The 20,446-nt window shown below is 37.2% G+C and carries 19 protein-coding genes; 15 read left to right on the plus strand and 4 right to left on the minus strand.

Going from position 1 to position 20,446, the window contains the following annotated elements; genetic code table 11:
- Nucleotides 1-57: 57 nt before the first annotated feature.
- Nucleotides 58-603 carry a GNAT family N-acetyltransferase gene (locus AC1ECF_RS02620; protein WP_480387838.1) on the minus strand — a complete coding sequence of 182 codons (546 nt, stop codon included), beginning with the start codon at nt 601-603 and terminating at the stop codon, nt 58-60.
- Nucleotides 604-1,159: 556 nt separating this feature from the next.
- On the opposite strand from AC1ECF_RS02620, the gene AC1ECF_RS02625 reads away from it, so the two are divergent.
- The 9 genes from AC1ECF_RS02625 to AC1ECF_RS02665 all read left to right on the plus strand — a co-directional run bounded on the left by AC1ECF_RS02625 (nt 1,160) and on the right by AC1ECF_RS02665 (nt 11,903).
- On the plus strand, nt 1,160-1,831 hold the full coding sequence (locus AC1ECF_RS02625) for a response regulator transcription factor (protein WP_480387839.1): 672 nt from the start codon (nt 1,160-1,162) through the stop codon (nt 1,829-1,831).
- On the plus strand, nt 1,828-3,192 hold the full coding sequence (locus AC1ECF_RS02630; protein WP_480387840.1) for a sensor histidine kinase: 1,365 nt from the start codon (nt 1,828-1,830) through the stop codon (nt 3,190-3,192). The genes AC1ECF_RS02625 and AC1ECF_RS02630 overlap by 4 nt, the downstream gene beginning before the upstream one ends.
- 256 nt (nt 3,193-3,448) lie before the next feature.
- Nucleotides 3,449-6,253: a 2-oxoglutarate dehydrogenase E1 component gene (locus AC1ECF_RS02635; RefSeq protein ID WP_480387841.1), complete on the plus strand. Its 2,805-nt coding sequence runs from the start codon at nt 3,449-3,451 to the stop codon at nt 6,251-6,253.
- Between the two features lie 25 nt (nt 6,254-6,278).
- Entirely contained in the window at nt 6,279-7,511 is a 1,233-nt protein-coding gene (gene odhB, locus AC1ECF_RS02640; RefSeq protein ID WP_480387842.1) for a 2-oxoglutarate dehydrogenase complex dihydrolipoyllysine-residue succinyltransferase, read from the plus strand.
- 129 nt (nt 7,512-7,640) lie between these two features.
- A complete protein-coding gene (locus AC1ECF_RS02645) occupies nt 7,641-7,844 on the plus strand; it encodes a DUF6501 family protein (protein ID WP_480387843.1) in 204 nt (67 codons plus the stop codon).
- Nucleotides 7,845-7,892: 48 nt separating this feature from the next.
- On the plus strand, nt 7,893-8,753 hold the full coding sequence (locus AC1ECF_RS02650) for an ATP-binding protein (protein WP_480387844.1): 861 nt from the start codon (nt 7,893-7,895) through the stop codon (nt 8,751-8,753).
- Nucleotides 8,754-8,762: 9 nt separating this feature from the next.
- Nucleotides 8,763-10,649, plus strand: a complete 1,887-nt coding sequence (locus tag AC1ECF_RS02655) for a vWA domain-containing protein (protein ID WP_480387845.1) — start codon at nt 8,763-8,765, stop codon at nt 10,647-10,649.
- A 206-nt stretch (nt 10,650-10,855) separates the two neighbouring features.
- Nucleotides 10,856-11,029: a hypothetical protein gene (locus AC1ECF_RS02660; RefSeq protein WP_480387846.1), complete on the plus strand. Its 174-nt coding sequence runs from the start codon at nt 10,856-10,858 to the stop codon at nt 11,027-11,029.
- A 115-nt stretch (nt 11,030-11,144) separates the two neighbouring features.
- Nucleotides 11,145-11,903 (plus strand): hypothetical protein, encoded by a 759-nt coding sequence (locus AC1ECF_RS02665; protein ID WP_480387847.1) that lies wholly within the window; start codon nt 11,145-11,147, stop codon nt 11,901-11,903.
- Between the two features lie 135 nt (nt 11,904-12,038).
- Here AC1ECF_RS02665 and AC1ECF_RS02670 read toward each other — a convergent pair whose 3' ends face one another.
- Nucleotides 12,039-13,211 carry a toxic anion resistance protein gene (locus AC1ECF_RS02670; protein WP_480387848.1) on the minus strand — a complete coding sequence of 391 codons (1,173 nt, stop codon included), beginning with the start codon at nt 13,209-13,211 and terminating at the stop codon, nt 12,039-12,041.
- Nucleotides 13,189-13,857: a 5-bromo-4-chloroindolyl phosphate hydrolysis family protein gene (locus tag AC1ECF_RS02675; protein ID WP_480387849.1), complete on the minus strand. Its 669-nt coding sequence runs from the start codon at nt 13,855-13,857 to the stop codon at nt 13,189-13,191. The genes AC1ECF_RS02670 and AC1ECF_RS02675 overlap by 23 nt, the downstream gene beginning before the upstream one ends.
- Before the next feature lie 228 nt (nt 13,858-14,085).
- Between AC1ECF_RS02675 and AC1ECF_RS02680 the strand changes: the two genes are divergently transcribed.
- The 4 genes from AC1ECF_RS02680 (at nt 14,086) to AC1ECF_RS02695 (ending at nt 16,355) form a co-directional block, all read left to right on the plus strand.
- Nucleotides 14,086-14,367, plus strand: coding sequence for a DUF1033 family protein (locus AC1ECF_RS02680; RefSeq protein ID WP_480387850.1), 282 nt, complete (start codon nt 14,086-14,088; stop codon nt 14,365-14,367).
- Nucleotides 14,368-14,569: 202 nt separating this feature from the next.
- A complete protein-coding gene (locus AC1ECF_RS02685) occupies nt 14,570-14,770 on the plus strand; it encodes a cold-shock protein (protein ID WP_480387851.1) in 201 nt (66 codons plus the stop codon).
- 195 nt (nt 14,771-14,965) lie between these two features.
- Nucleotides 14,966-15,805, plus strand: a complete 840-nt coding sequence (locus AC1ECF_RS02690; RefSeq protein WP_480387852.1) for an STAS domain-containing protein — start codon at nt 14,966-14,968, stop codon at nt 15,803-15,805.
- Nucleotides 15,806-15,875: 70 nt separating this feature from the next.
- Nucleotides 15,876-16,355, plus strand: a complete 480-nt coding sequence (locus tag AC1ECF_RS02695) for a YkvA family protein (protein ID WP_480387853.1) — start codon at nt 15,876-15,878, stop codon at nt 16,353-16,355.
- Between the two features lie 358 nt (nt 16,356-16,713).
- On the opposite strand, the gene AC1ECF_RS02700 is transcribed toward AC1ECF_RS02695, so the two are convergent.
- Entirely contained in the window at nt 16,714-18,318 is a 1,605-nt protein-coding gene (locus AC1ECF_RS02700; protein WP_480387854.1) for an ABC-F family ATP-binding cassette domain-containing protein, read from the minus strand.
- A 230-nt stretch (nt 18,319-18,548) separates the two neighbouring features.
- On the opposite strand from AC1ECF_RS02700, the gene AC1ECF_RS02705 reads away from it, so the two are divergent.
- Both AC1ECF_RS02705 and AC1ECF_RS02710 read left to right on the plus strand, forming a co-directional pair.
- The gene (locus tag AC1ECF_RS02705; RefSeq protein ID WP_480387855.1) at nt 18,549-19,070 is read left to right on the plus strand and encodes a tubby C-terminal domain-like protein; all 522 of its coding nucleotides are present in this window, start codon (nt 18,549-18,551) and stop codon (nt 19,068-19,070) included.
- A 102-nt stretch (nt 19,071-19,172) separates the two neighbouring features.
- A complete protein-coding gene (locus AC1ECF_RS02710) occupies nt 19,173-20,414 on the plus strand; it encodes a S41 family peptidase (RefSeq protein WP_480387856.1) in 1,242 nt (413 codons plus the stop codon).
- Nucleotides 20,415-20,446: the final 32 nt, after the last annotated feature.

A 20,446-nucleotide genomic window follows, 5' to 3' on the forward strand; every position in this document is an offset into this window, starting at 1 on the left:
ACCATTTTTTTATTCAATTAGTAAATCCTATAATAGTTTCTGTAGCAGTAAACACTCCTAAATTGCTTGCTCTTCTTCTACATCGCTCTGTAGCAAAGTTAAATAGAATAGATCCTTTGGTATATAGTAGAGGTCAAAAGCCTCTTGGTTTTTATTGATTGCTTCATAGATAAGGGGATGTGAATCATTTGCTTTCAGTGCATATCTTAATTTTTCAGTAGCCTTAATGCTCTTTATATTATTTTTTTTAATGCGTAAATAAACAGTATGAATATTACACTCGAAGAAAAGCTCTTCTAAGAATTGTTCTTTTGCTTTTTTATTATAGCCAAGTCCTTGGAAAGGTGTGCCTATCCATGTACCCATAAAACCAGCTCCATCTTGAATATCAAAAAGGTTAATGGTACCAATCGGCTGACCGAAATCACTGATAATTGTTCGGGAAATCACTAGTCCAGCTTGCTCATCTTCGATTATTTGCTTTGTTTGGAACCAATATTCATCTGCAGAATATGCCTTTTGCCGAACAAAAGAAAGAATAGTCGGGTCGGCCATTAGCTCATATAATGCAGTACATTCATGTAAATCTCTTTTTTTCAACACAAAAAAACGCCTCCATCTAGCACCTATACGAAAGTAGACTTTCATATGGTTCCCCTGAAATTTTTCACTAAGAATCGCATAAAAAATTTCGGGGTAGGAATCGAACCTACTAGAACCAGTTAAGACTGGTGGCGCACCATTTGCCTTCCCACGACAAGGTTCCCCTTGTCTTATAAAATTATTTGCATAAAATAATATACTTTGTTTTTATCAATTTGAAAAGTAAAAAATACTATAATTCTTCCTGTTTTGAATTAATATACTTGTATGTTTCACAAATTATTCATATGATGAAAAAAAGGCTAAGCCACAAGCTTTTTATTGCTATTTCTAGGATTATATCTAACCCTTTTAAAAAATACAATCTTTTTTCAAGTAATCTATAAAAGAAACTCTTTTCGGAGTTTTAACAGATATTTGTATCTAAGAAGCAAGATTGCCACATTGCTGGATGAAAGAGCTTGTTACAGGAAAAACTAATGAAACAAAGTCTACATAATAATTATTAGTTTCATTCATCACCAGATGAATTTGATTTGTAAAAGGAAGTGTCCAAGTGAAACGTCATATTTTAGTCATTGAGGACGAAGTGAATATTGCAAAATTTATTGAGCTAGAGCTTAAACATGAGGGATTTGATGTAACGGTTACCCACGATGGGAGAACCGGGGCTGGACTAGCCCTTTCTAGTGAGTTTGATTTATTACTGGTAGACGTCATGCTTCCCCACTTAAATGGGATGGAAATATGCAGGAGGGTAAGGAATCAAAAGAACACGCCAATTATCCTTATAACCGCAAGAGATGCCATTATCGATCGAGTATCTGGCTTAGAGGCTGGTGCAGATGATTATATTGTAAAGCCGTTTGCTATTGAAGAACTACTAGCAAGAATACGTGCAGTATTAAGGAGGGTAGATACCTTTGACAAGGGAGAGGTTCTAGAAATTAAAGGACTTCAAGTGGATAAGGATGCCTACCGAGTAAGCTATCAGAACAAAGATATCGAGCTGACAAAAACAGAGTTCGATTTATTGGTGTTATTCATGTCTAATATTAATAGAGTGTTAACCAGAGACTTAATTCTTGAGAATGTTTGGGGATATGAAACAGAGGTTGAAACAAATGTGGTGGACGTTTACATAAGACACTTGCGGAAGAAGCTACCTCTGGAAGTTGCGGTGCTCATTGAAACGGTTAGGGGTGTAGGATACGTGATGCGCAAATGAAAAAATGGACCATCCAAAAGAAGTGGACTGTTTCCTCAGCGATTTCTATCTTTCTCAGCTTTTTAGTAATGTGCATTATCTTATATTTTTCCTTACAAGCCTGGCTGTTAAATGCCGAAAGGAACACAGCACAGAACACACTAAATGAGGTAGTGATGTTTCTTGAATCCCGAGGACCCATCATCTCTCTTCAAGATATTCAGGGTAACAAAACGCTTCTAAATCAGTTATTAAACCAGGAACAATCTGTCCGGATTTTAAATTCGGATGGAATTGAGATTTTAAGAATCAATGATGCAAGTCCTTTTGCAAGCTTTCAAAAGTCGGAGGAGTTTGCGCGAGGGAATATTAACGGACAAGCATTTTATACGAAGACATCACCAATTGATTTTGGTTTGTTTACTGGCTATGTGGAAATTTCCCACAGCTTGGAGGATTTTGAGGAATTAATGGACTATATGCTCATTTCTATGACTGTTTTCGCATTAGTAGCCTTATTCGTCTCTGCATTCATTGGTTATTCCCTCTCAAGCTTTTTATTGAAGCCTTTACAGGATTTACGAGATGAAATGGTAGAGGCTAAAAAGCACAAATTTCTAAAGAGAGTCCATTTTGATGATGTTCCTTCTGATGAGATAGGTGAAATCCTTATCCTTTATAAGGAACTGATGGAACAAGTGTCAGAGACCATCACGAGACAGGATGAATTTATTCATAATGTCTCTCATGAGCTAAGAACCCCTATTCAAGTTGTAGAAGGACATCTGGCTTTATTAAACAGATGGGGAAAAAGTGATCCGGCAGTACTGGATGAATCACTGGATATCTCATTAGAAGAAGTGAAAAGAATGAAAACTCTCATAGAAGAGATGTTAAAGCTAGCTAAGAATGAACAAACTGATTACACGGTCCAAACCTCGGTAAAGGAAGTGGTGGATGAGCTGATCAAGCTCTATAAAACACTAGCACCAAATACTACTATAAGCTATAAAGAAGATACGGCCGTGGTTGTTGCAGTGCCCAAGACAGTTTTACTCCAAATTGTTAGTAATCTTATCGATAATAGTATCAAATATAATGATAAAGAACCGTTAATTAGTATAAAAGCCCGAAACTTGCCAGGAGAGGCGTGTATTTCCATAGCCGATAACGGGATAGGAATTCCTGAGCATCTATTAGACAAAATCTTTGATCGATTTTTTACCGTGGAAGAAGCAAGGACAAAAGCAAAAGGTGGTTCTGGATTGGGCCTTAGCATCGTCCAACGACTTGTGCATGCATATAAAGGAAATATATGTGTAAGCAGCTCCGAAAATGGGACAAAATTTGCCATTAAATTCCCGAATTTAACAATTGAATAAACATTCATAAAAATTGATTATAAAAATTATAAAAAGTGTTAGTAAATTTGTGAAAAAGCATTGTAATTTTCTCCGAGAGTAGTAAGATGGAAGTGGAAAAATCTTATCGGCGTGCTATCTTTCGGACATCAAGAAAGAATGGTAAACTATAAGTGTGAATTATTTATCAATTTATTCGTAATCTTTCCATTATGCAATTTTTGTTTTATTTATCATTAAATGCCAGTGGGCATAAAATGTTGGAGGTATTTCTAAAATGTCGAACAAGCAATCACCTTGGTCCTCCTTTTCAGGACCAAACCTTGGCTATGTCATGGAGCAATACGAACTATTTCTCCAAACTCCAGATGAGGTCGACTCTGAGTTAGCTAGTTTATTTAGCCAATACGGAGCGCCAACTGTAGAAGGTGTAGCAGCATCAGATTCAGTAAGTTCGCTGCCAGTAGTTGAAACGAATAAATTTGAGAAGGTTGTCCGTGCGATTCAGCTTGCAGATGCTATTCGTGCGTATGGCCATTTAACTGCAGATATTTATCCGTTAAATAACGGACCAAAAGATGACGCTAGAATTAACCCAAAAACCTATAGCTTAACGGAGGAAGACCTTCGAGAAGTGCCGGTTGCATTTCTATTAACGAATCCTCCTTCTGGCGTTACAAATGGTTTAGAAGCAATTGAGCATTTAAAAGCAGCTTATACAAATAAAATCGCTTTTGAATTTTCCCATCTTGTTAGCACCGAGGAAAGAAATTGGCTTCAAAGTCAGATTGAAGGAGGGCAAGTAGTAGATAGCCTTTCAAAAGATCAGAAAATGACTTTATTGGAGCGTCTTACACACGTTGAAGGTTTTGAAAAATTTATTCACCGTACATTTGTTGGAGCTAAACGCTTCTCTGTTGAAGGTTTAGATACGCTAGTAGTATTAATAGATGAGTTAGTACGTCAAGCAGATAAATCTAATACAAAACAATTAAACATTGGTATGGCACACAGAGGACGTTTGAACGTCTTAACACATGTGTTAAATAAGCCATATGAAATGATGTTTGCAGAATTTGCACATGTACAATCTGATTCCTTCTTGCCTAAGGATGGTTCTTTAGAAACTTCTGAGGGTTGGTATGGTGACGTGAAATACCATAAAGGTGGATCCTATCATAGTAAATCTGGCTTAACTATTAAGCTTGCTTATAACCCATCTCATTTAGAGGTAATTAGTCCAGTTGTAACTGGTCAAATAAGAGCGGCACAAGAGAAAACGGATGCACCAGGCTATCCTGTGCAAGACAAAAATGCTGCATTTGCCGTCCTAGTTCATGGAGATGCTGCATTCCCAGGACAAGGTATTGTTACGGAGGTACTGAACTATAGTCGAGTACGTGGTTTCCAAACGGGCGGTTCTATCCACATTATTGCGAATAATATGATTGGTTTTACAACGGAGCATTACGATTCACGTTCAACCTTCTATTCTTCTGATCCAGCTAAGGGCTTTGAGGTTCCAGTATTCCATGTGAATGCAGATGATCCAGAGGCTGTTCTTGGAGTAGCGAAGCTCGCATATGGATATCGTAAGCAATTCGGAAAAGATGTTGTCATTGATCTATTAGGATATCGCCGCTATGGTCATAACGAAATGGATGAGCCAATGGTGACAAACCCGAAAATGTATCAGCTAGTGCATAAGCATCCTACTGTTCGTAAGTTGTACGGAGAAAAACTGGCAAATGAAAATATTCTTCCAGCCGAGGAAGTTCAAAAGCTCGACCAAGCTGTGTTTAGTAAAATGCAAGCTGCGTATGATCGTGTGAAGGAATTACCTCAAACAACTGCTCATGACATCGTGATTCCAGAAGTAGTTCTTCAAGGTATGCCAGAGACAGAAACAGGGGTAGCGAAAGAAAGACTTGAAAAAATCAATGAAGAGCTATTGACTTGGCCTTCTGAGTTTACTCCGTTTAAAAAGCTAGAGAAGATTCTGAAACGTCGAGAGGAACCGTTTAAAGGAAAAGGGAAAATTGATTGGGGACATGCGGAAACATTAGCTTTCGCAACCATAATCCAAGACGGTCAATCTGTTCGTTTAACTGGTCAAGATGCTCAACGTGGTACATTCTCACATAGACATCTTGTGTTGCACGATGAAAAGACTGGGGAGCAATTAATCCCGATACACATCATTTCCGATTCCAAAGCATCCTTTGCTGTATACAATAGCCCATTAACAGAAACAGCTGTTCTTGGTTATGAATTTGGATATAACTTAGAAGATAGCAATACATTAGCTATCTGGGAAGCACAATACGGTGATTTTGCAAACATGGCACAGGTTATGTTTGATAATTTCATCAGCTCAGCTCGTGCAAAATGGGGTCTAAAATCTGGCTTAGTAATGTTATTACCGCATGCTTCAGAAGGGCAAGGGGCAGAGCATACAAGTGCAAGATTAGAGCGTTATCTACAGCTAGCGGCTGAGAATAACTGGACAGTAGCAAACTTATCAAGTGCAGCTAACTATTTCCATATCCTTAGAAGACAAGCTAAAATGTTAAATGATGAAGCAATTCGACCACTAATCATTGTTTCACCTAAGTCACTACTACGCCACCCATTAGTTGGTGCTGAAGTTGGCGAACTAGCACAAGGTAAGTTTGAAACAATATTAGAACAACCAGGCTTAGGCCAAGAGGTTGAAAAGGTCGAGAAAATTGTATTTGCGAGTGGTAAGCTTGCAATCGATTTAGCTGATAAAGTGAAGGACGGAGCAGGCTTCGAGTTCATGCATATTGTCCGCATTGAACAGCTGTATCCTTTCCCAACAGAAAAAATCCAAGCAATTATTGAGCGTTATCCAAACGTGAAGCAGCTTGTATGGGCACAAGAAGAGCCACAAAACCAAGGGTCTTGGAATTTTGCTCTTCCATATCTGTTAGAGCTAGCAAAAGACAAAGACATTGCCTACGTGGGACGTGTAGCTCGTTCAAGTACTGCTGAAGGCGATGGAGATACGTTCAAAGTTGAACAAACTAGAATTATTGAAGAAGCTTTAAAGAGCTTGTAAGAAAGCATTAGAGGAGGAAATTAAAGTGGCAGAAATTATTGTTCCGGAATTAGCAGAGTCAATTACAGAGGGTACGATTGCTCAGTGGTTAAAACAACCAGGAGATACAGTTGAAAAAGGTGAGTTTATCGTTGAATTAGAGACAGACAAAGTAAACGTTGAGGTTATCTCTGAAGAGGCTGGTGTAGTAAGTGAGCTATTAGCTGCTGAAGGCGATACAGTTCAGGTTGGTCAAGTGATCGCTATCGTTGGAGCTGGCTCAGGTGCTCCTGCTAAAACAGAAGCGAAAGAAGAAGTGAAAGAGGAAGCGAAAGCTCCTGAAGCACCGAAAGCTTCTCAAGCACCAATTGCACAAGCATCTACAACAACTGAACAAGATCGTACTATTGCTAGCCCTGCTGCACGTAAGCTTGCGCGTGAAAAAGGCATCAATTTAAGTGATATCTCTCCAGTAGATCCAATGGGTCGCGTAAGAGTACAAGACGTTGCTGCACACAATAATGCGCCAGCAGCACCAAAAGCAGCTCCTGCACCAGCAGCTGCTACAAAAGAAGATGATGGCCGTACAACTCGTGAGAAAATGTCTCGTCGTCGTCAAACAATTGCTTCTCGTTTACTTGAAGTAAAACAAAATACTGCAATGCTAACTACATTCAATGAGATTGATATGACAAATGTTATGGCATTACGTGCTCGTAAAAAAGATAAATTCTTCGAAGAAAATGATGTTCGCCTAGGTTTCATGTCATTCTTCACAAAAGCAGTTGTTGCTGCACTGAAAAAATATCCATATGTAAACTCTCAAATTGACGGAGATTACATCGTGAAAAACAACTTCTATGATATCGGTATCGCGGTATCTACAGAAGGTGGATTGGTAGTGCCAATCGTACGTGATGCAGATCGTAAAAACTTTGCAGAAATCGAAGGAGATATCGCTGCTTTAGCGAAAAAAGCTCGTGACAACAAGCTTGCTCTATCTGATATGCAAGGTGGATCATTCACTATCACAAACGGTGGAGTATTCGGTTCTCTAATGTCTACACCAATTCTAAATGGTACTCAAGTAGGTATCCTTGGAATGCACACAATTCAAAAGCGTCCAATCGCTGTTGGAAATGAAATCGAAATCCGACCAATGATGTACATTGCATTATCATATGACCACCGTGTAATTGACGGAAAAGATTCTGTTGGATTCTTAAAGACTGTAAAAGAGCTTCTAGAAAACCCAGAAGATTTAATGTTAAACTCTTAATCTATCCATCTATTTGGCAGGTATACTTAGGTATACCTGCTTTTTTGGTGTAAAGCGCATGCAATGTGACGTCGTACATTGAAAAAACAGCTTGTAAATCGTATACTAGTGATAAAAGGGAGTGCTACTATGATACATACAGATTGGATAAACAGACCAACTATGAAAAAGGTTACTTGTGTACATACTAATGCAGAGAAATTCTTAGTAAGTAATGTACTAACGGTTGGAAAATCTTATGAAGTAAAAAATGAAACAGAAGAATTTTTATTTGTAATCGATAACACTGGAAAAATCGGTGGCTATTACAAAGAATATTTCCAAGAAAACTGATGATTTCATCAGTTTTTTTTCATAAAAAATGGTTTAGGAGGATATACATTGAGTCTTATATTAACAGAAAAGCAAAAGCGTAATAGCCGAAGTCATAATGATGCGGATCAAGAGCTCATTGGGTCAGGTGGCTATACATCACCTGTTAAGCATTTATTCGAAGATGTCTTAACCGCTGTAACTCTTAAGCATCCCGTGCTCTTAAAAGGGCCGACTGGTGCTGGGAAAACAAAGCTTGCCGAGACGGTTTCGGCATTTTTCAATCAACCAATTCAGAGCATCAATTGCTCGGTAGACTTAGATGCAGAGGCTTTACTAGGATTTAAGACAATCATCGTGAAAGATGGCGTCAATTTAATCGACTTCGTTGATGGACCAGTTATTGAGGCAATGAAAAAAGGACATATACTCTATATTGATGAGATAAATATGGCCAAGTCCGAAACACTTCCCATCCTTCACAGTGTGTTGGATTATCGAAGAATGCTGACAAACCCTTTTACCGGAGAGGTTATTAAGGCTCATCCTGACTTTTCTGTCATCGCAGCAATCAATGAAGGATACATCGGTACAACACCAATGAATGAAGCACTTAAAAACCGTTTTGTCTCCTTTTCTATTCCCTATTTAACAGGCGAACTACTACAAAATCATTTTAATAATCTCTATCCCGATGCAGAACCAAAGCTTCGTGAGTTATTCTTTCACTTAGCGGAGGATCTAATGGATCAAGTGAAACAAGGACTTCTTTCCGAGGAAGCAGCTTCGATTAGAAGTCTCCAATATGCTATTGAGCTTTCCCGTTATATCGAGCCTCTTCGCGCTATTCGCTATGCTATTGCAGAAAAGCTGGAGGATGAGCAGGAAAAAAATTTAGTGATGGAATTAGCATCTACTTGGATAAAGTGAGGGAACTAAATGTCCTCTATTGACCGTTTTATTCAATTTAATAATGAAACTATTGACGCGAGACAGCTCCTTCATTATGAAAACCTTGCAAAAGCACTAACCAAAAACTTAAATATCTCCATTAGTGAACGGAAGCTTATTGAATTTCAGCCATCTACTCAAACGATTTCTATCAGTGTCTTTTGGAGGCATAGAGAGCAGGAAACAATTGAAGCGGGGAGGCTTTCGGATCTTTACTTGATGACGGAAGGGTTTTGGAAGCATTTTCATCTAAAAGATTGGGCGGACTATCTCCAAGACAGAGAGGTAGCACTACCAAAGCTGATGGAACAGATGATTTTTTGTTTAGAAGAATTTCGTCTCCAGGAGCTGATCAAACGTAGAAGGGTAGGTACTGCAAAGTATTTTCAGGTTAGAAATGAAACATACCTGTCGTTTCATAAGCAGCAGCTGAAAATAAACAGCCAAAAAGGTTTCTTAGCAGAGGCGTATATAAGCTATTTATACATTGCTTTATATGAAGGTACTCTAAGGGCAAGTGGACCAGAGATATTTGAAATGACAGATACTGTTATTCATCGAGCTTATGATATCAGGTCTACACAAGACGCTATTGACCTAGCTTATCAAATGATTGCACGCTTGCAGGGAATCAAACAGGATTTATTGCTACCTTACTATGCCATTATTTCATCTGAATTTATTCAAACGACCGATTTTACTTACCACAAAGGTGTGAAAGAAAGTTCTCCTGGATCAGAAGAAAAGAAGGAAACGATTGAAGAGATTTTTCGGACGTGGCACAGAGAATCAAAAGAGGAGAATGGAGTCCATCTACGTTATGAGCTAGAGCATGGGAACAGCGGCAAAACATTTGGGAACCCTGACGCAGAAGAAGGTAGGGAGGACCAAGAAATAACAGAAGTAGGACAAGGGAAATCAGCCGGACAGAAAGAGTATAAAAAAAATGCAGATGCCTCTGAGCGGAAAAATGAAAAGAAAACAAAGAAGGCAGCTAAGGAATTCGGATCCGAGCATTCGAAAGTAGTATATAAAGAGGAAAGAATTTCAATTGCCCCTAGCAAGAGAAACATGGAACTGTTACAAGTGTATCGTACAGAGCAAGCTCCCTATGTCAAAGCATTCGTAACAGAAATTAGGAAGCGGATGGAGCAGAAGAAGATAGATAGGAGAGATAACCTTTCGAAAGGCAGGCTATCTTCAAAGCTGACAAGGCTTTGGACAGAAGAGAGACCAAAGCCGTTCTTTAAAAAGGATGCTCCAAGCGTGAAACTTGATGCCGTGTTTGGATTATTGGTAGATGGGTCTGCGTCCATGAGTGATAAGATGGAGGAAACGAAAAAAGCAGTACTCTTATTTCATGATGTTTTAGGGCAGTTAAACATTTCCCATGAGATTGTCCTACATTACGAGGACGCCTTCGAAGCCTCTGAAGAAGTACAACCAAATATGTTTGAGTGGATCCATAAATTAGAAGATGGCCAAAAGGATAATGGCCTGGCGATTATGTCCATGGAGGCCCATGAGGACAACAGAGATGGCTTTGCCATTCGTTGGATAGGCAATAGACTAGCTTCTAGAAAAGAAAAGCATAAGTTTTTACTTGTATTTTCAGATGGTGAGCCATCTGCCTTCGGTTATGCTCAAAACGGCATAATGGATACTGCTGAAGCAGTGCTGGAGCAAGAAAAACGAAATATATCTGTTTTACATCTATTCTTAAATGATCGAGAGGCATCCGAAGAGCAGCTAGCCTTATTTCAATTAATGTTTGGTAAAAAGACAGCAACTGCATCGTCGTTATCTAAATTCTCGGAAGAGACCCTTCGTATCATTAAAAAAATGCTCCACTATGTGGTGAAAAGTCAGACATAATATAAGACAGTAGGATAAAACTAGCCGTCAAGATACATGCAAAGAAGCTGGGACAAAACAATCTTAACGCACTTATGATTTTAATTTTAATAAAATCGTAAGTGCCTTCTTGCTTTTAAAATGCTTGGTTCTCCCCGGGCTTTAGGCTTCCGAATCAGTGCGAGTAGAGTTGTAATTATTCATTAACATGTATAGAAATGCCCATCTTGAGCAAAAATGTACATCATGTTGCGGACATTTATAGCTATCCAGCGATTCTCCGGTTCTATCGTGCGATTCCAGACTCCTATCGTGTGGAAATGACTTTCTATCGTGCGATTCCAGACCCTTATCGTGCGGAGATGACTTTCTATCGCGCGATAACGCATACTATTGTGTGATTCTGTGGGAGGAAGGAAAGCAACAATAAATTATAAATACTTATTATGTAAAAGGTGGTACTACAGTAAAAAGGTACACTTGTATATAATTAGTATTAAGGGGGAGGGCAGATGGATGGTTGTAACAAAGCAAGATCTTATAAAAGCTTTGCCGTATTTATTATCAAAGCTAGCAGGGGCTGGGTTTTTATTATTTATGATTTTTATTTACGGAGTGCTTTTACTAGGATTAGATATGTATGAAATTGTTGCAGATATTTCTAAATTTTTTATTTGGGCTATCGCTTTAAGTTTTTTCACTATTTTTATTGACTTATTCATAAATAAATTAGCAATTAAAAGTAAAACCCTAAAAATTCTACTATATATAATCGTTGGATTTGTATTTTTTGTTCCCATACTAATCTATATAATTTTTATATGGTTAGCTATTTGGGGATCTGTTATGTCATTGATTATTTACCTTGGTTCTTCCATTTCCCTTCGTTCTAAACGATTTAGATACATCTTTTCTTTTATAATTCCTATCTTTCTTTTAGTCTTGATTAATATTAACTTTACAGAGAAAAAAGGTTGGGAGGAAGTGAGAAGCTCTACTTCCTTTGAAGCCACTTTTGACTACTTCAACGGACACCACGAAATCCCTATTTACCTAGAGGTAGGAGAAACATTGGTATATAGAATGGATTATGATAATCGTAATGGCGGTGGTATAGGTTTCCATATGACGGATGAAAATAATAGGAGAATTGGTTGGATAGGAATAAATACAAATGAAAATCAATATGTTGCCAGTAAACCTGGCGTCTATAAAATTATTCTTACGGGTGATGATGTGAGGGGTTATTTTAACGTCAAGTGGAAAATAGAATAAAGCTATATATAGGGAACATTCATGATGCAATTGTTCATCCATCAAAAAAGAACCCAATTCCGTGAGGAAATGGGTTCTTTTTTATGTGTCTCGCCCTTTTATCCTTGTAAGGGGAGGGGAGTCTAGCTGTTTAGTTTATCTATTCTTTGATTGCTCCGCAATCATTAATAATCGCTGTTTTAGTTCTTCTTCCATACGGGCAATTTCTTGTTCGGCTGCTTTTCGTTTTACACGACCATCCGCTTGTATACGCATTGTTTCCTCGATTGTTTGTAAAAGGTTTTCTTGTGTCTTTTTCAATGTATCGATTTCCACGATGCCTTTTTCGTTTTCTTTTGCTGTTTCGATACTATTTACCTTCAGCATTTCTGAATTTTTTAATAGCAAGTCATTCGTTGTTTTGGTAACTTGCTTTTGTGCTTCGACAGCTTTCTGTTGACGGTTGAGCGTTAATGCAATTGCTATTTGGTTTTTCCAAAGCGGAATGGATGTCATGATAGATGACTGGATTTTCTCCGCAAGTGTTTGGTTTGTTTGTTGAATCATACGAATCTGAGGTGCACTTTGAATCGTAATTTGTCTAGAAAGCTGTAAGTCGTACATTCTCTTTTCTAAACGATCGACAAACTGGGCCATATCGTTTACTTCCTGATAAGCCATTTGATCGTTGGACTGTTCTGCTTTTCTTTTAAGCTCAGGTATCGTAACGTTCAGAATTTCATCTCTTTTTAATTCTGCGGCAGCAATATACACGTTCAGTGCTTGAAAATACGTTTTGTTTTGTTCATATAACTTATCAAGCATTTGAACGTCTTCCACAAGCCCTCTCTTAGAATGCTCTAATTGAATACCAATTCGGTCTATCTGAGTGCTGAGCTTTTGGTATTTAGTCATCAGCTCTTGGACAGAGCGGCTCACTCGCTTAAATAATTTTTTTATCCCTGATTTTTTTTCTTGGGAAAGCTCCTCTGGGTTAATTTCAGAAAGCTTGTTCATAAGCTCTCCTAGTATGTCTCCTACAGGACCAATATCCTTTTTCTGAACATGGTCAAGCATTTGGTGAGAGAAGCGGGTAAGCTCTGTTTGTGCATTTGCTCCATAGGTAAGAATCGCTTCATAATTTCCAGCAGGTATTTGTGCGGCCAATTGTTTAGCTTTTTCTTTTTCAGCATCTGATAGACGATCAATAAGCATAACAGGTGTAGACTGTGCAGGCTTTTGTTCCATTTGAGGAGCTGCTTCCATCTGAAAAGGGTTGGAGAGCAGTTCATTCATTAATAAATCATCACTTGTATTCTTTTCGTTCATGGTCTGTATCTCCTTTTAAGTATAGAGGTTCTTTTTTAGAAACAGAAAGCTTGGCGAAATCTAGCTCCATCTTCAAATTTTCGATATCAGAAGCTAAGACCTGCTTTAAATCATCCTCTAATACAGTATTTAAAGATTCCAGTGTTTCTCTGGTATCTTGTAGGGCGATTTTCATATTTTTATCCTTCGTAGGCTGACTAACTAAAAATGTGTATTTCGTTGTCAGCTCTACGGCAGAATCTAAATGAGCATAGAAGAAATTCTCCGCTTGATAGAACTTTTTAGGATTCGCCTTCACCAGTGCAATTATTCGCTTTGCAAGCCTGCTGAGATCGAATAATTGTTTAAAAGCACTGATAGAACGGACCTTTAAATACTGACTATTAAGGGAACGAACCTTCTCGTTTGCTTCCTTAATTTGCGCTTGAATATGATAATACTCAGAGGGACTAAGCTGATGTTTTCTCCTAATCGAAGTATGTTGTATTTTTTTTATTGTAAAATTAGATAAAGGATAGACAGCAATCGATAACAGAGAGCTTATCCCAAATCCTAAATCTAGAGGGAAGAAAAATAGGAACCACGATGTAATCATGATTGGAAAATTGATCATATGACGTACAATAGTAAGTAAAATTTGTGTCATATTCGGTAACCTCCTTAAATATACATTACATTATACGAATCACTGGTTAGAAGGTTTCAGTTGTTTGGTGTAAATAACTCGGAAATTCGAGTAGCGACTTGTTACTATTATAACTTAACGTATCCTGACATGTTTTTCAATTTAAATTGTCTCGACGAGTCATTAAAGTAGACAATCTTTGAGAAATGGGTAAAATATGTATTAATAAAAATGTTTAGAGGCGATATAATGTACGAAATTATTTATATGAAAGCGGATTATGAGCCTTGGTGGCAATTTGAAGGCTGGGAAGAGCATATTATTGAGCGCACGGCATTCGAGGACGAAGCGGAGGCGGAAGATTATTTATGTACTCTTTTAAAAAAATTACGTAGCAAATTTCCCTTCGAAAAAGAGAAACAGAAGGAACAAAGATATTGGGCTTTCTGGAATATCAAAGAACAGTGCTATTGTAAAGACTGCGAAGATGATTTACAAATTTACCATGGAGTTATTTGGAAGAATTCCTAATAAACGATTTAGAATTATATAAATATTTATTGACTATTTCTATCCAAATGCTATAATTTAAATAACGTTTTATAGTGAAAAGAACCGCATTTGCTATTCACATATCCCATGTAGTGATCGATGATGTGATGTCGGTACTTCATGGAATATGTGAATTTTTCATTTTCACATATTGATTAATTTTATTTTTGGAGGTAATTGTATGAAACAAGGTACAGTAAAATGGTTCAACGCTGAAAAAGGATTTGGATTCATCGAAGTAGAAGGTGAAAACGACGTATTCGTACACTTCTCTGCAATTCAAGGTGAAGGCTTCAAATCATTAGAAGAAGGACAAAGCGTAGAGTTTGAAGTGGTTGAAGGTAACCGCGGACCTCAAGCTGCAAATGTAGTAAAACTATAAAAATACTTAGAAGCTCATCAAAGAGATGAGCTTCTTTTTTCTAAATGGTAGGAAATAAAAGAGTAGATATCCTGAAATCTTTTATTATTTTAATATATTTGCTAGAAATTCGTGAAATTATTCATGTTTTTATGTTTATTTGTCGATAACTGGGGTATATAGTTAAAAGGATTATATGACTAGGGGGAACTGTCAATGATTGACAAAGTAATTGATTCAAAAGTGAAGGATTATTTTATTTACTCTAAACAGGATTTTGAGAATGCCTTGCTTGATCAAGCTGTCAATGTTCGTGATAAAATTAATGATATATTAAGAGTGGGTGATATAGATTTAATTAACAACGCCCATAGATTGGTAGGTTATATCTTAGATGGTAATAAAGAGGATGAATTGAAAGCTTTTGCTAAACAAGAGGGAATTGCCTGGGCAACATATTCCTTAACCTTATCATTTAAGTTAGAATGGGTTCAGGCTATTAGACGAACCTTATGGAATCTCCTTCAAAGGTATCAAAAAAATAGCCATGATTTAACGATTGAGCAGCTATTCGATATTGAAAAACAGCTTAATAACAACATAGATTATTTCTTAAATGAATTTTTTATCAATTATTCTACATATAAAGATGCACTTATTATGTCCCAGCGGGAAGTAGTAGAAAACTTGTCAGTACCAATTATTCCAATTACTCAATCTATCTGTATCCTGCCGTTAATCGGAACAGTAGATACTTTTAGAACCACCATTATTGAAGAAAAAGTGTTAATAGAAATTGGTAGACTTCATATTCAAACATTAATCATTGATTTGTCTGGTATCGCAGAAATGGAGCCTGAAGTGATCGAGCATCTAATGAAAACTATTTATGGTACTTCCATGATGGGCTGCAATACAGTCATCACTGGCCTACGTCCAGAGGTAGTCCGAAATATGATTCGCTTGGGAGTAAAGTTCAATGAAGAGACGAAAACATATGGAACACTTCAGCATGCTCTGAGAGATTATCTCACCCTAAATAAAATTGAAAAATAAGGAATTCCCCCGTAATAGCGCATTCGGATGTAAATCTGGTATAGTGAAAGAAAAGAGAGGGGGAGTTACGTTGGAATTAAAGAAAGAGTTACCTTCCTATAAGGAGCAACAGGATTTTTATACAAAACTTCGCGCAAGAATTACAAATTACGTTGAATCTAAATCAACGAAGGCAGGAAAGTTTACACCCTATCTATTATTCGCACCAGACTTTTTTCACTTATTGATTAAGTCAATGCTGGATGATCGAATTGATAGTAAGAGTAAGACGTTAATCGGAAGTGCTATTTTATATTTTATTACTCCGATTGATGTGTTACCAGAAGGGTTGGTTGGACCTGGTGGGTTTATTGATGATTTGATAGTAGCTTCTTTTGTTATTAATATGCTGCTCAATAAATTTACTCCCGAAGTAATCGAAGAGCATTGGGCAGGAGAGGACAAGCTCCTCAATACATTGAAAAAAGTATCGGAGACCGGGGATACCCTGCTTGGAAAACTGCCAGCTCGTTCACTGCTAGGGAGATTTATTAAAAAAACAAAAAAATAATGGCAACCCAAAGACCTGAGGAATACTTAGGTCTTTTTATTATGGATATTGCATGAAAAGACAGTACAGTTAGTCTAGCTATAAGCTAAATAGGTGTATGCAACTTTATTGCTGTTGACAAACGCAAGTAAACTTAGCAATAACGCAAGTATGAAGGTGGCTACCGCAAGTAAAATATGAGAAAGTGCAAGTAATTAGAAGGTGACTGCAAGTAAACCTAGTAGAATTGCAAGTATCTCCATTTTGTTGGAAAAATCATCGCTTTTTTTACTTGCTCCAATATATATAACAGCGCAGAAGCTAGATGTCAGCCATATAAAAAAGCTATCAAGACAAGGTCTTGATAGCTTTATATGTTTTACGCTAAGTTTTGTTGCTCTTTCCACTCTAGGAATTCATCGTATGTTAACTGTTTGTCTAGAATAGAACCATCTTCTTTAATTTCAATCACACGGTTTGCGATTGTTTGGATGAACTGATGGTCATGAGATGTGAAGACCATAGCGCCTTTGAATGCGATTAAGCCGTTGTTAAGTGCTTGAATAGATTCAAGGTCTAAGTGGTTCGTAGGATCATCTAGCAATAATACATTCGATTCAGAAAGCATCATTTTAGATAGCATACAACGAACTTTTTCTCCTCCAGATAAAACAGAAGGCTTTTTCTTCACTTCTTCACCAGAGAATAGCATACGACCAAGGAATCCGCGTAAGAAAGTTTCACTTTCATCGTCAGGTGAGTATTGGCGTAACCAGTCTACTAGTGAATTCTCTGTACCAGAGAAATACTTCGCATTATCTAATGGGAAGTATGCTCTTGAAGTTGTCACACCCCAACGGATTGATCCTTCTTGTGGCTCTTCCTCTTCTGCAAGAATACGTAAAAGAGCTGATTTTGCTAGCTCATCGCCTAAAAGAATGATTTTATCGTCTTTATTCATCGTAAAGTTCATACCAGAGAATAATTTTTTATCTTCTATTGAATAACCTAAATCTTGTACTTGAAGCACATCGTTACCGATTTCCCGCTTCATTGAAAAATTTACGTAAGGGTACTTACGAGAAGAAGGACGGATATCATCTAATTGAATCTTGTCGAGCATTTTTTTACGAGAAGTAGCCTGCTTGGACTTCGATGCGTTTGCACTGAATCGAGCAATAAAGGCCTGTAGCTCTTTAATTTTCTCTTCTTTTTTACTGTTTTGGTCTTGAGTCAATTTCAATGCAAGTTGGCTAGACTCATACCAGAAATCATAGTTCCCAACATAGACTTGAATTTTACCGAAATCTAAATCCGCAATATGCGTACATACTTTGTTTAAGAAGTGACGGTCATGGGATACGACAATAACAGTATTTTCAAAGTTAATAAGGAAATCCTCTAACCATTGAATTGCTTTGATATCTAGATGGTTGGTAGGTTCATCCAGTAGTAATACATCTGGTTTACCGAATAACGCTTGAGCTAGAAGGACCTTTACTTTTTCAGAACCTGTAAGCTCAGACATTTTCATTTGATGCATGCTATCCGGAATTCCAAGTCCTTGTAACAGAATAGCAGCCTCAGATTCTGCTTCCCATCCGTTTAAGTCAGCGAATTCACCTTCAAGCTCGGCTGCACGCATACCATCCTCATCAGAGAAATCCTCTTTCATATAGATGGCATTTTTCTCGTTCATCACTTCATATAAGCGCTTATGTCCCATGATGACAGTTTCTAAAACTGGATATTCTTCGTATTCAAAATGGTTCTGTTTCAAAATAGCAAGACGCTCATTCGGATTCATAATAACGTTTCCTTCTTGAGGCTCAAGCTCTCCTGATAAAATCTTGATAAATGTTGACTTACCAGCACCATTTGCACCGATCAATCCATAACAGTTACCAGGGGTAAATTTTATATTTACATCTTCGAAAAGTTTGCGATCTCCAAAACGAAGACTTACGTTACTTACAGCTATCATGGGTTTACCTCCTAAAATTCACAATGATATTATTATACCATGTAGACAACATAAAAGCTATCAATCGTTGTTACAGAAGGGTTTAAGAAAACTCTGAACTCTAAAGGGACAGAGCATATTCGGAAAAAGCAGGGGTAATAAGTTGCCTATTATCCTGTCGTATGAAACTTTCAGGGTTATGGAACGTACATAGATTTTATCATCGTTAAATGGTGGAAAGGGATTTTATCATGCATACATACACGTACCAGCTACCTGCTGTAAAAGGAAGCAAGGAACATATTCATATATTTAATGACGAAAACCAAGTGGCTTATACAACGTATCGAAAGTATCAATCTATATTTCAAGAATTCATAGATGCTTGGATTGGTGAGTTTCGCTTGTTTTGCGAGTTTGAGGGTATAGACTCGTCAGGGAATGTAGTAGCGACCTCTCATAAGAAGCATTATTTTTCTAAGCGCTCTAAGTCCATTCTAACAATAAATAAAGAAACATTTTATGCTGAAACGGAAGGAATAGATGCTATTACTCCTACTTATAAAATAGAAGGGGTTAATCTTCAAATGAAAGCGACAATTAATGAGAATCGGCTGGTTCATTTTTATGAGAATGGAGAAGCGGTAGCAAAAATCCAACTTTCATTTTCAAATAGACGAAGATGTACATTAGAGATAGAGGAAGTGGCTACTATTCAACATCCATTATTTTATGTCATTTCAGCGCAGATGTTTTATTTTATAGGTGAATAGTTTAATCCATCTACATAAAATGTAAATGTTATAAATTTATTGAATATTCGAATCTGTTTGATGGTATAATTTACCTGTTCATATTTGCAATGGGGGGATTAAATGGCTACAAAAACAGAAATATTTCAGGATATTGTAAAAGTGCTAGCAAACGATTATGCGGGATATGAGGAAAAGAAAGCGATCAACTGCCCTAACAATTATCTTATTACAGATGAAATGGACGAAACAGCATTTGTTCAAACGATACAAAGCTATTTACTAGATTTTAAGGATGGCCATCTTTCTTTTAAAACGAAGAATGGTACAACACCATTTAAAGGGTTTAAAGTACGTCGTTACAAGAATGCACTGTATGTGACAGAGGTCCATGGCGAACAGCGTATGGAAATTGGGGATGAAATTGTTAAGTTAGATGGATTTTTAATTGAGGAATTTGAGAAACAACATTTCAAGATTTTAGAAGACACGATTCATGAAAGACAATATTGGAATGCAGCTTTAACTTTGGTGAATTCGATTACTTTTAAGAGGAATCAGCAAATCTATACAATCGATTTAAAGAATTACCCAAGACCCAAAAAAGTGCCAGAGTATTCATTTACACAATTGAACCCAGAAACCACTTACATCAAATTGACTGATTTTGAACAGAGCGAGCCTATTCAAAGGATAGTCACAGAAAACCAACATGCTTTAAACGAAGCGCAAAACTTAATAATTGATGTCCGAGTGAACGGAGGGGGCAATGACTTATTTTATTTCCCACTGTTAGATTTTATTTTTAACAAAAGAGTCAATATCAAAGATTTCATAGAACAAGATGATATGATGTATACAAACTATACGAAGAATAATTGTGATCTTTGGATTACGGCCTTAAGTGAATATTTAGAGCAACCCCTGGACCAAGAAACAAGAACATGGATAGTAAATGAAATAAAGAAATTTCAATCATACAGAGGACAAGGGCTTTTACCTGTACGTGAGGAAATGGATTATATCATAAACGGAAGAGAGCGTCCTGCGAATGTGTATATCCTATCAGATGTAACCTGCGGTAGCTCCGGTGATACCTTTGTCAAAAATGCAAAACTCTCACCTAAAGTAACGGTAGTCGGGAGAGCCACAATGGGCATTATAGATTACGCGAATGTTGTAACAAAAGATTATGGAAATTACGAGTTAATTTATAGTATTTCCAAAATGAATGATAAATATCATTGCAACGAAACCGGAGTTTTACCGGATATACACATACCATGGACTCCAAAACATTTAAAACAAGATGTCGATCTAGAGTACGTATTAAGCTTATGTGGGACTGTGTATTTAAATAATTAAACCTGAACATCAACTTTAGTAATGGTAAAGGG

This window comes from Psychrobacillus sp. Z3-81, assembly GCF_056620325.1.

Coding starts and splice junctions, on each gene's coding strand:
- AC1ECF_RS02680 (WP_480387850.1), top strand. CDS start 14,086: ATGTACGAAATTATTTATATGAAAGCGGATTATGAGCCTTGGTGGCAA.
- AC1ECF_RS02630 (WP_480387840.1), top strand. CDS start 1,828: ATGAAAAAATGGACCATCCAAAAGAAGTGGACTGTTTCCTCAGCGATT.
- AC1ECF_RS02710 (WP_480387856.1), top strand. CDS start 19,173: ATGGCTACAAAAACAGAAATATTTCAGGATATTGTAAAAGTGCTAGCA.
- AC1ECF_RS02675 (WP_480387849.1), bottom strand. CDS start 13,857: ATGACACAAATTTTACTTACTATTGTACGTCATATGATCAATTTTCCA.
- AC1ECF_RS02690 (WP_480387852.1), top strand. CDS start 14,966: ATGATTGACAAAGTAATTGATTCAAAAGTGAAGGATTATTTTATTTAC.
- AC1ECF_RS02700 (WP_480387854.1), bottom strand. CDS start 18,318: ATGATAGCTGTAAGTAACGTAAGTCTTCGTTTTGGAGATCGCAAACTT.
- AC1ECF_RS02685 (WP_480387851.1), top strand. CDS start 14,570: ATGAAACAAGGTACAGTAAAATGGTTCAACGCTGAAAAAGGATTTGGA.
- AC1ECF_RS02665 (WP_480387847.1), top strand. CDS start 11,145: ATGGTTGTAACAAAGCAAGATCTTATAAAAGCTTTGCCGTATTTATTA.
- AC1ECF_RS02670 (WP_480387848.1), bottom strand. CDS start 13,211: ATGAACGAAAAGAATACAAGTGATGATTTATTAATGAATGAACTGCTC.
- AC1ECF_RS02655 (WP_480387845.1), top strand. CDS start 8,763: ATGTCCTCTATTGACCGTTTTATTCAATTTAATAATGAAACTATTGAC.
- AC1ECF_RS02645 (WP_480387843.1), top strand. CDS start 7,641: ATGATACATACAGATTGGATAAACAGACCAACTATGAAAAAGGTTACT.
- AC1ECF_RS02705 (WP_480387855.1), top strand. CDS start 18,549: ATGCATACATACACGTACCAGCTACCTGCTGTAAAAGGAAGCAAGGAA.
- AC1ECF_RS02635 (WP_480387841.1), top strand. CDS start 3,449: ATGTCGAACAAGCAATCACCTTGGTCCTCCTTTTCAGGACCAAACCTT.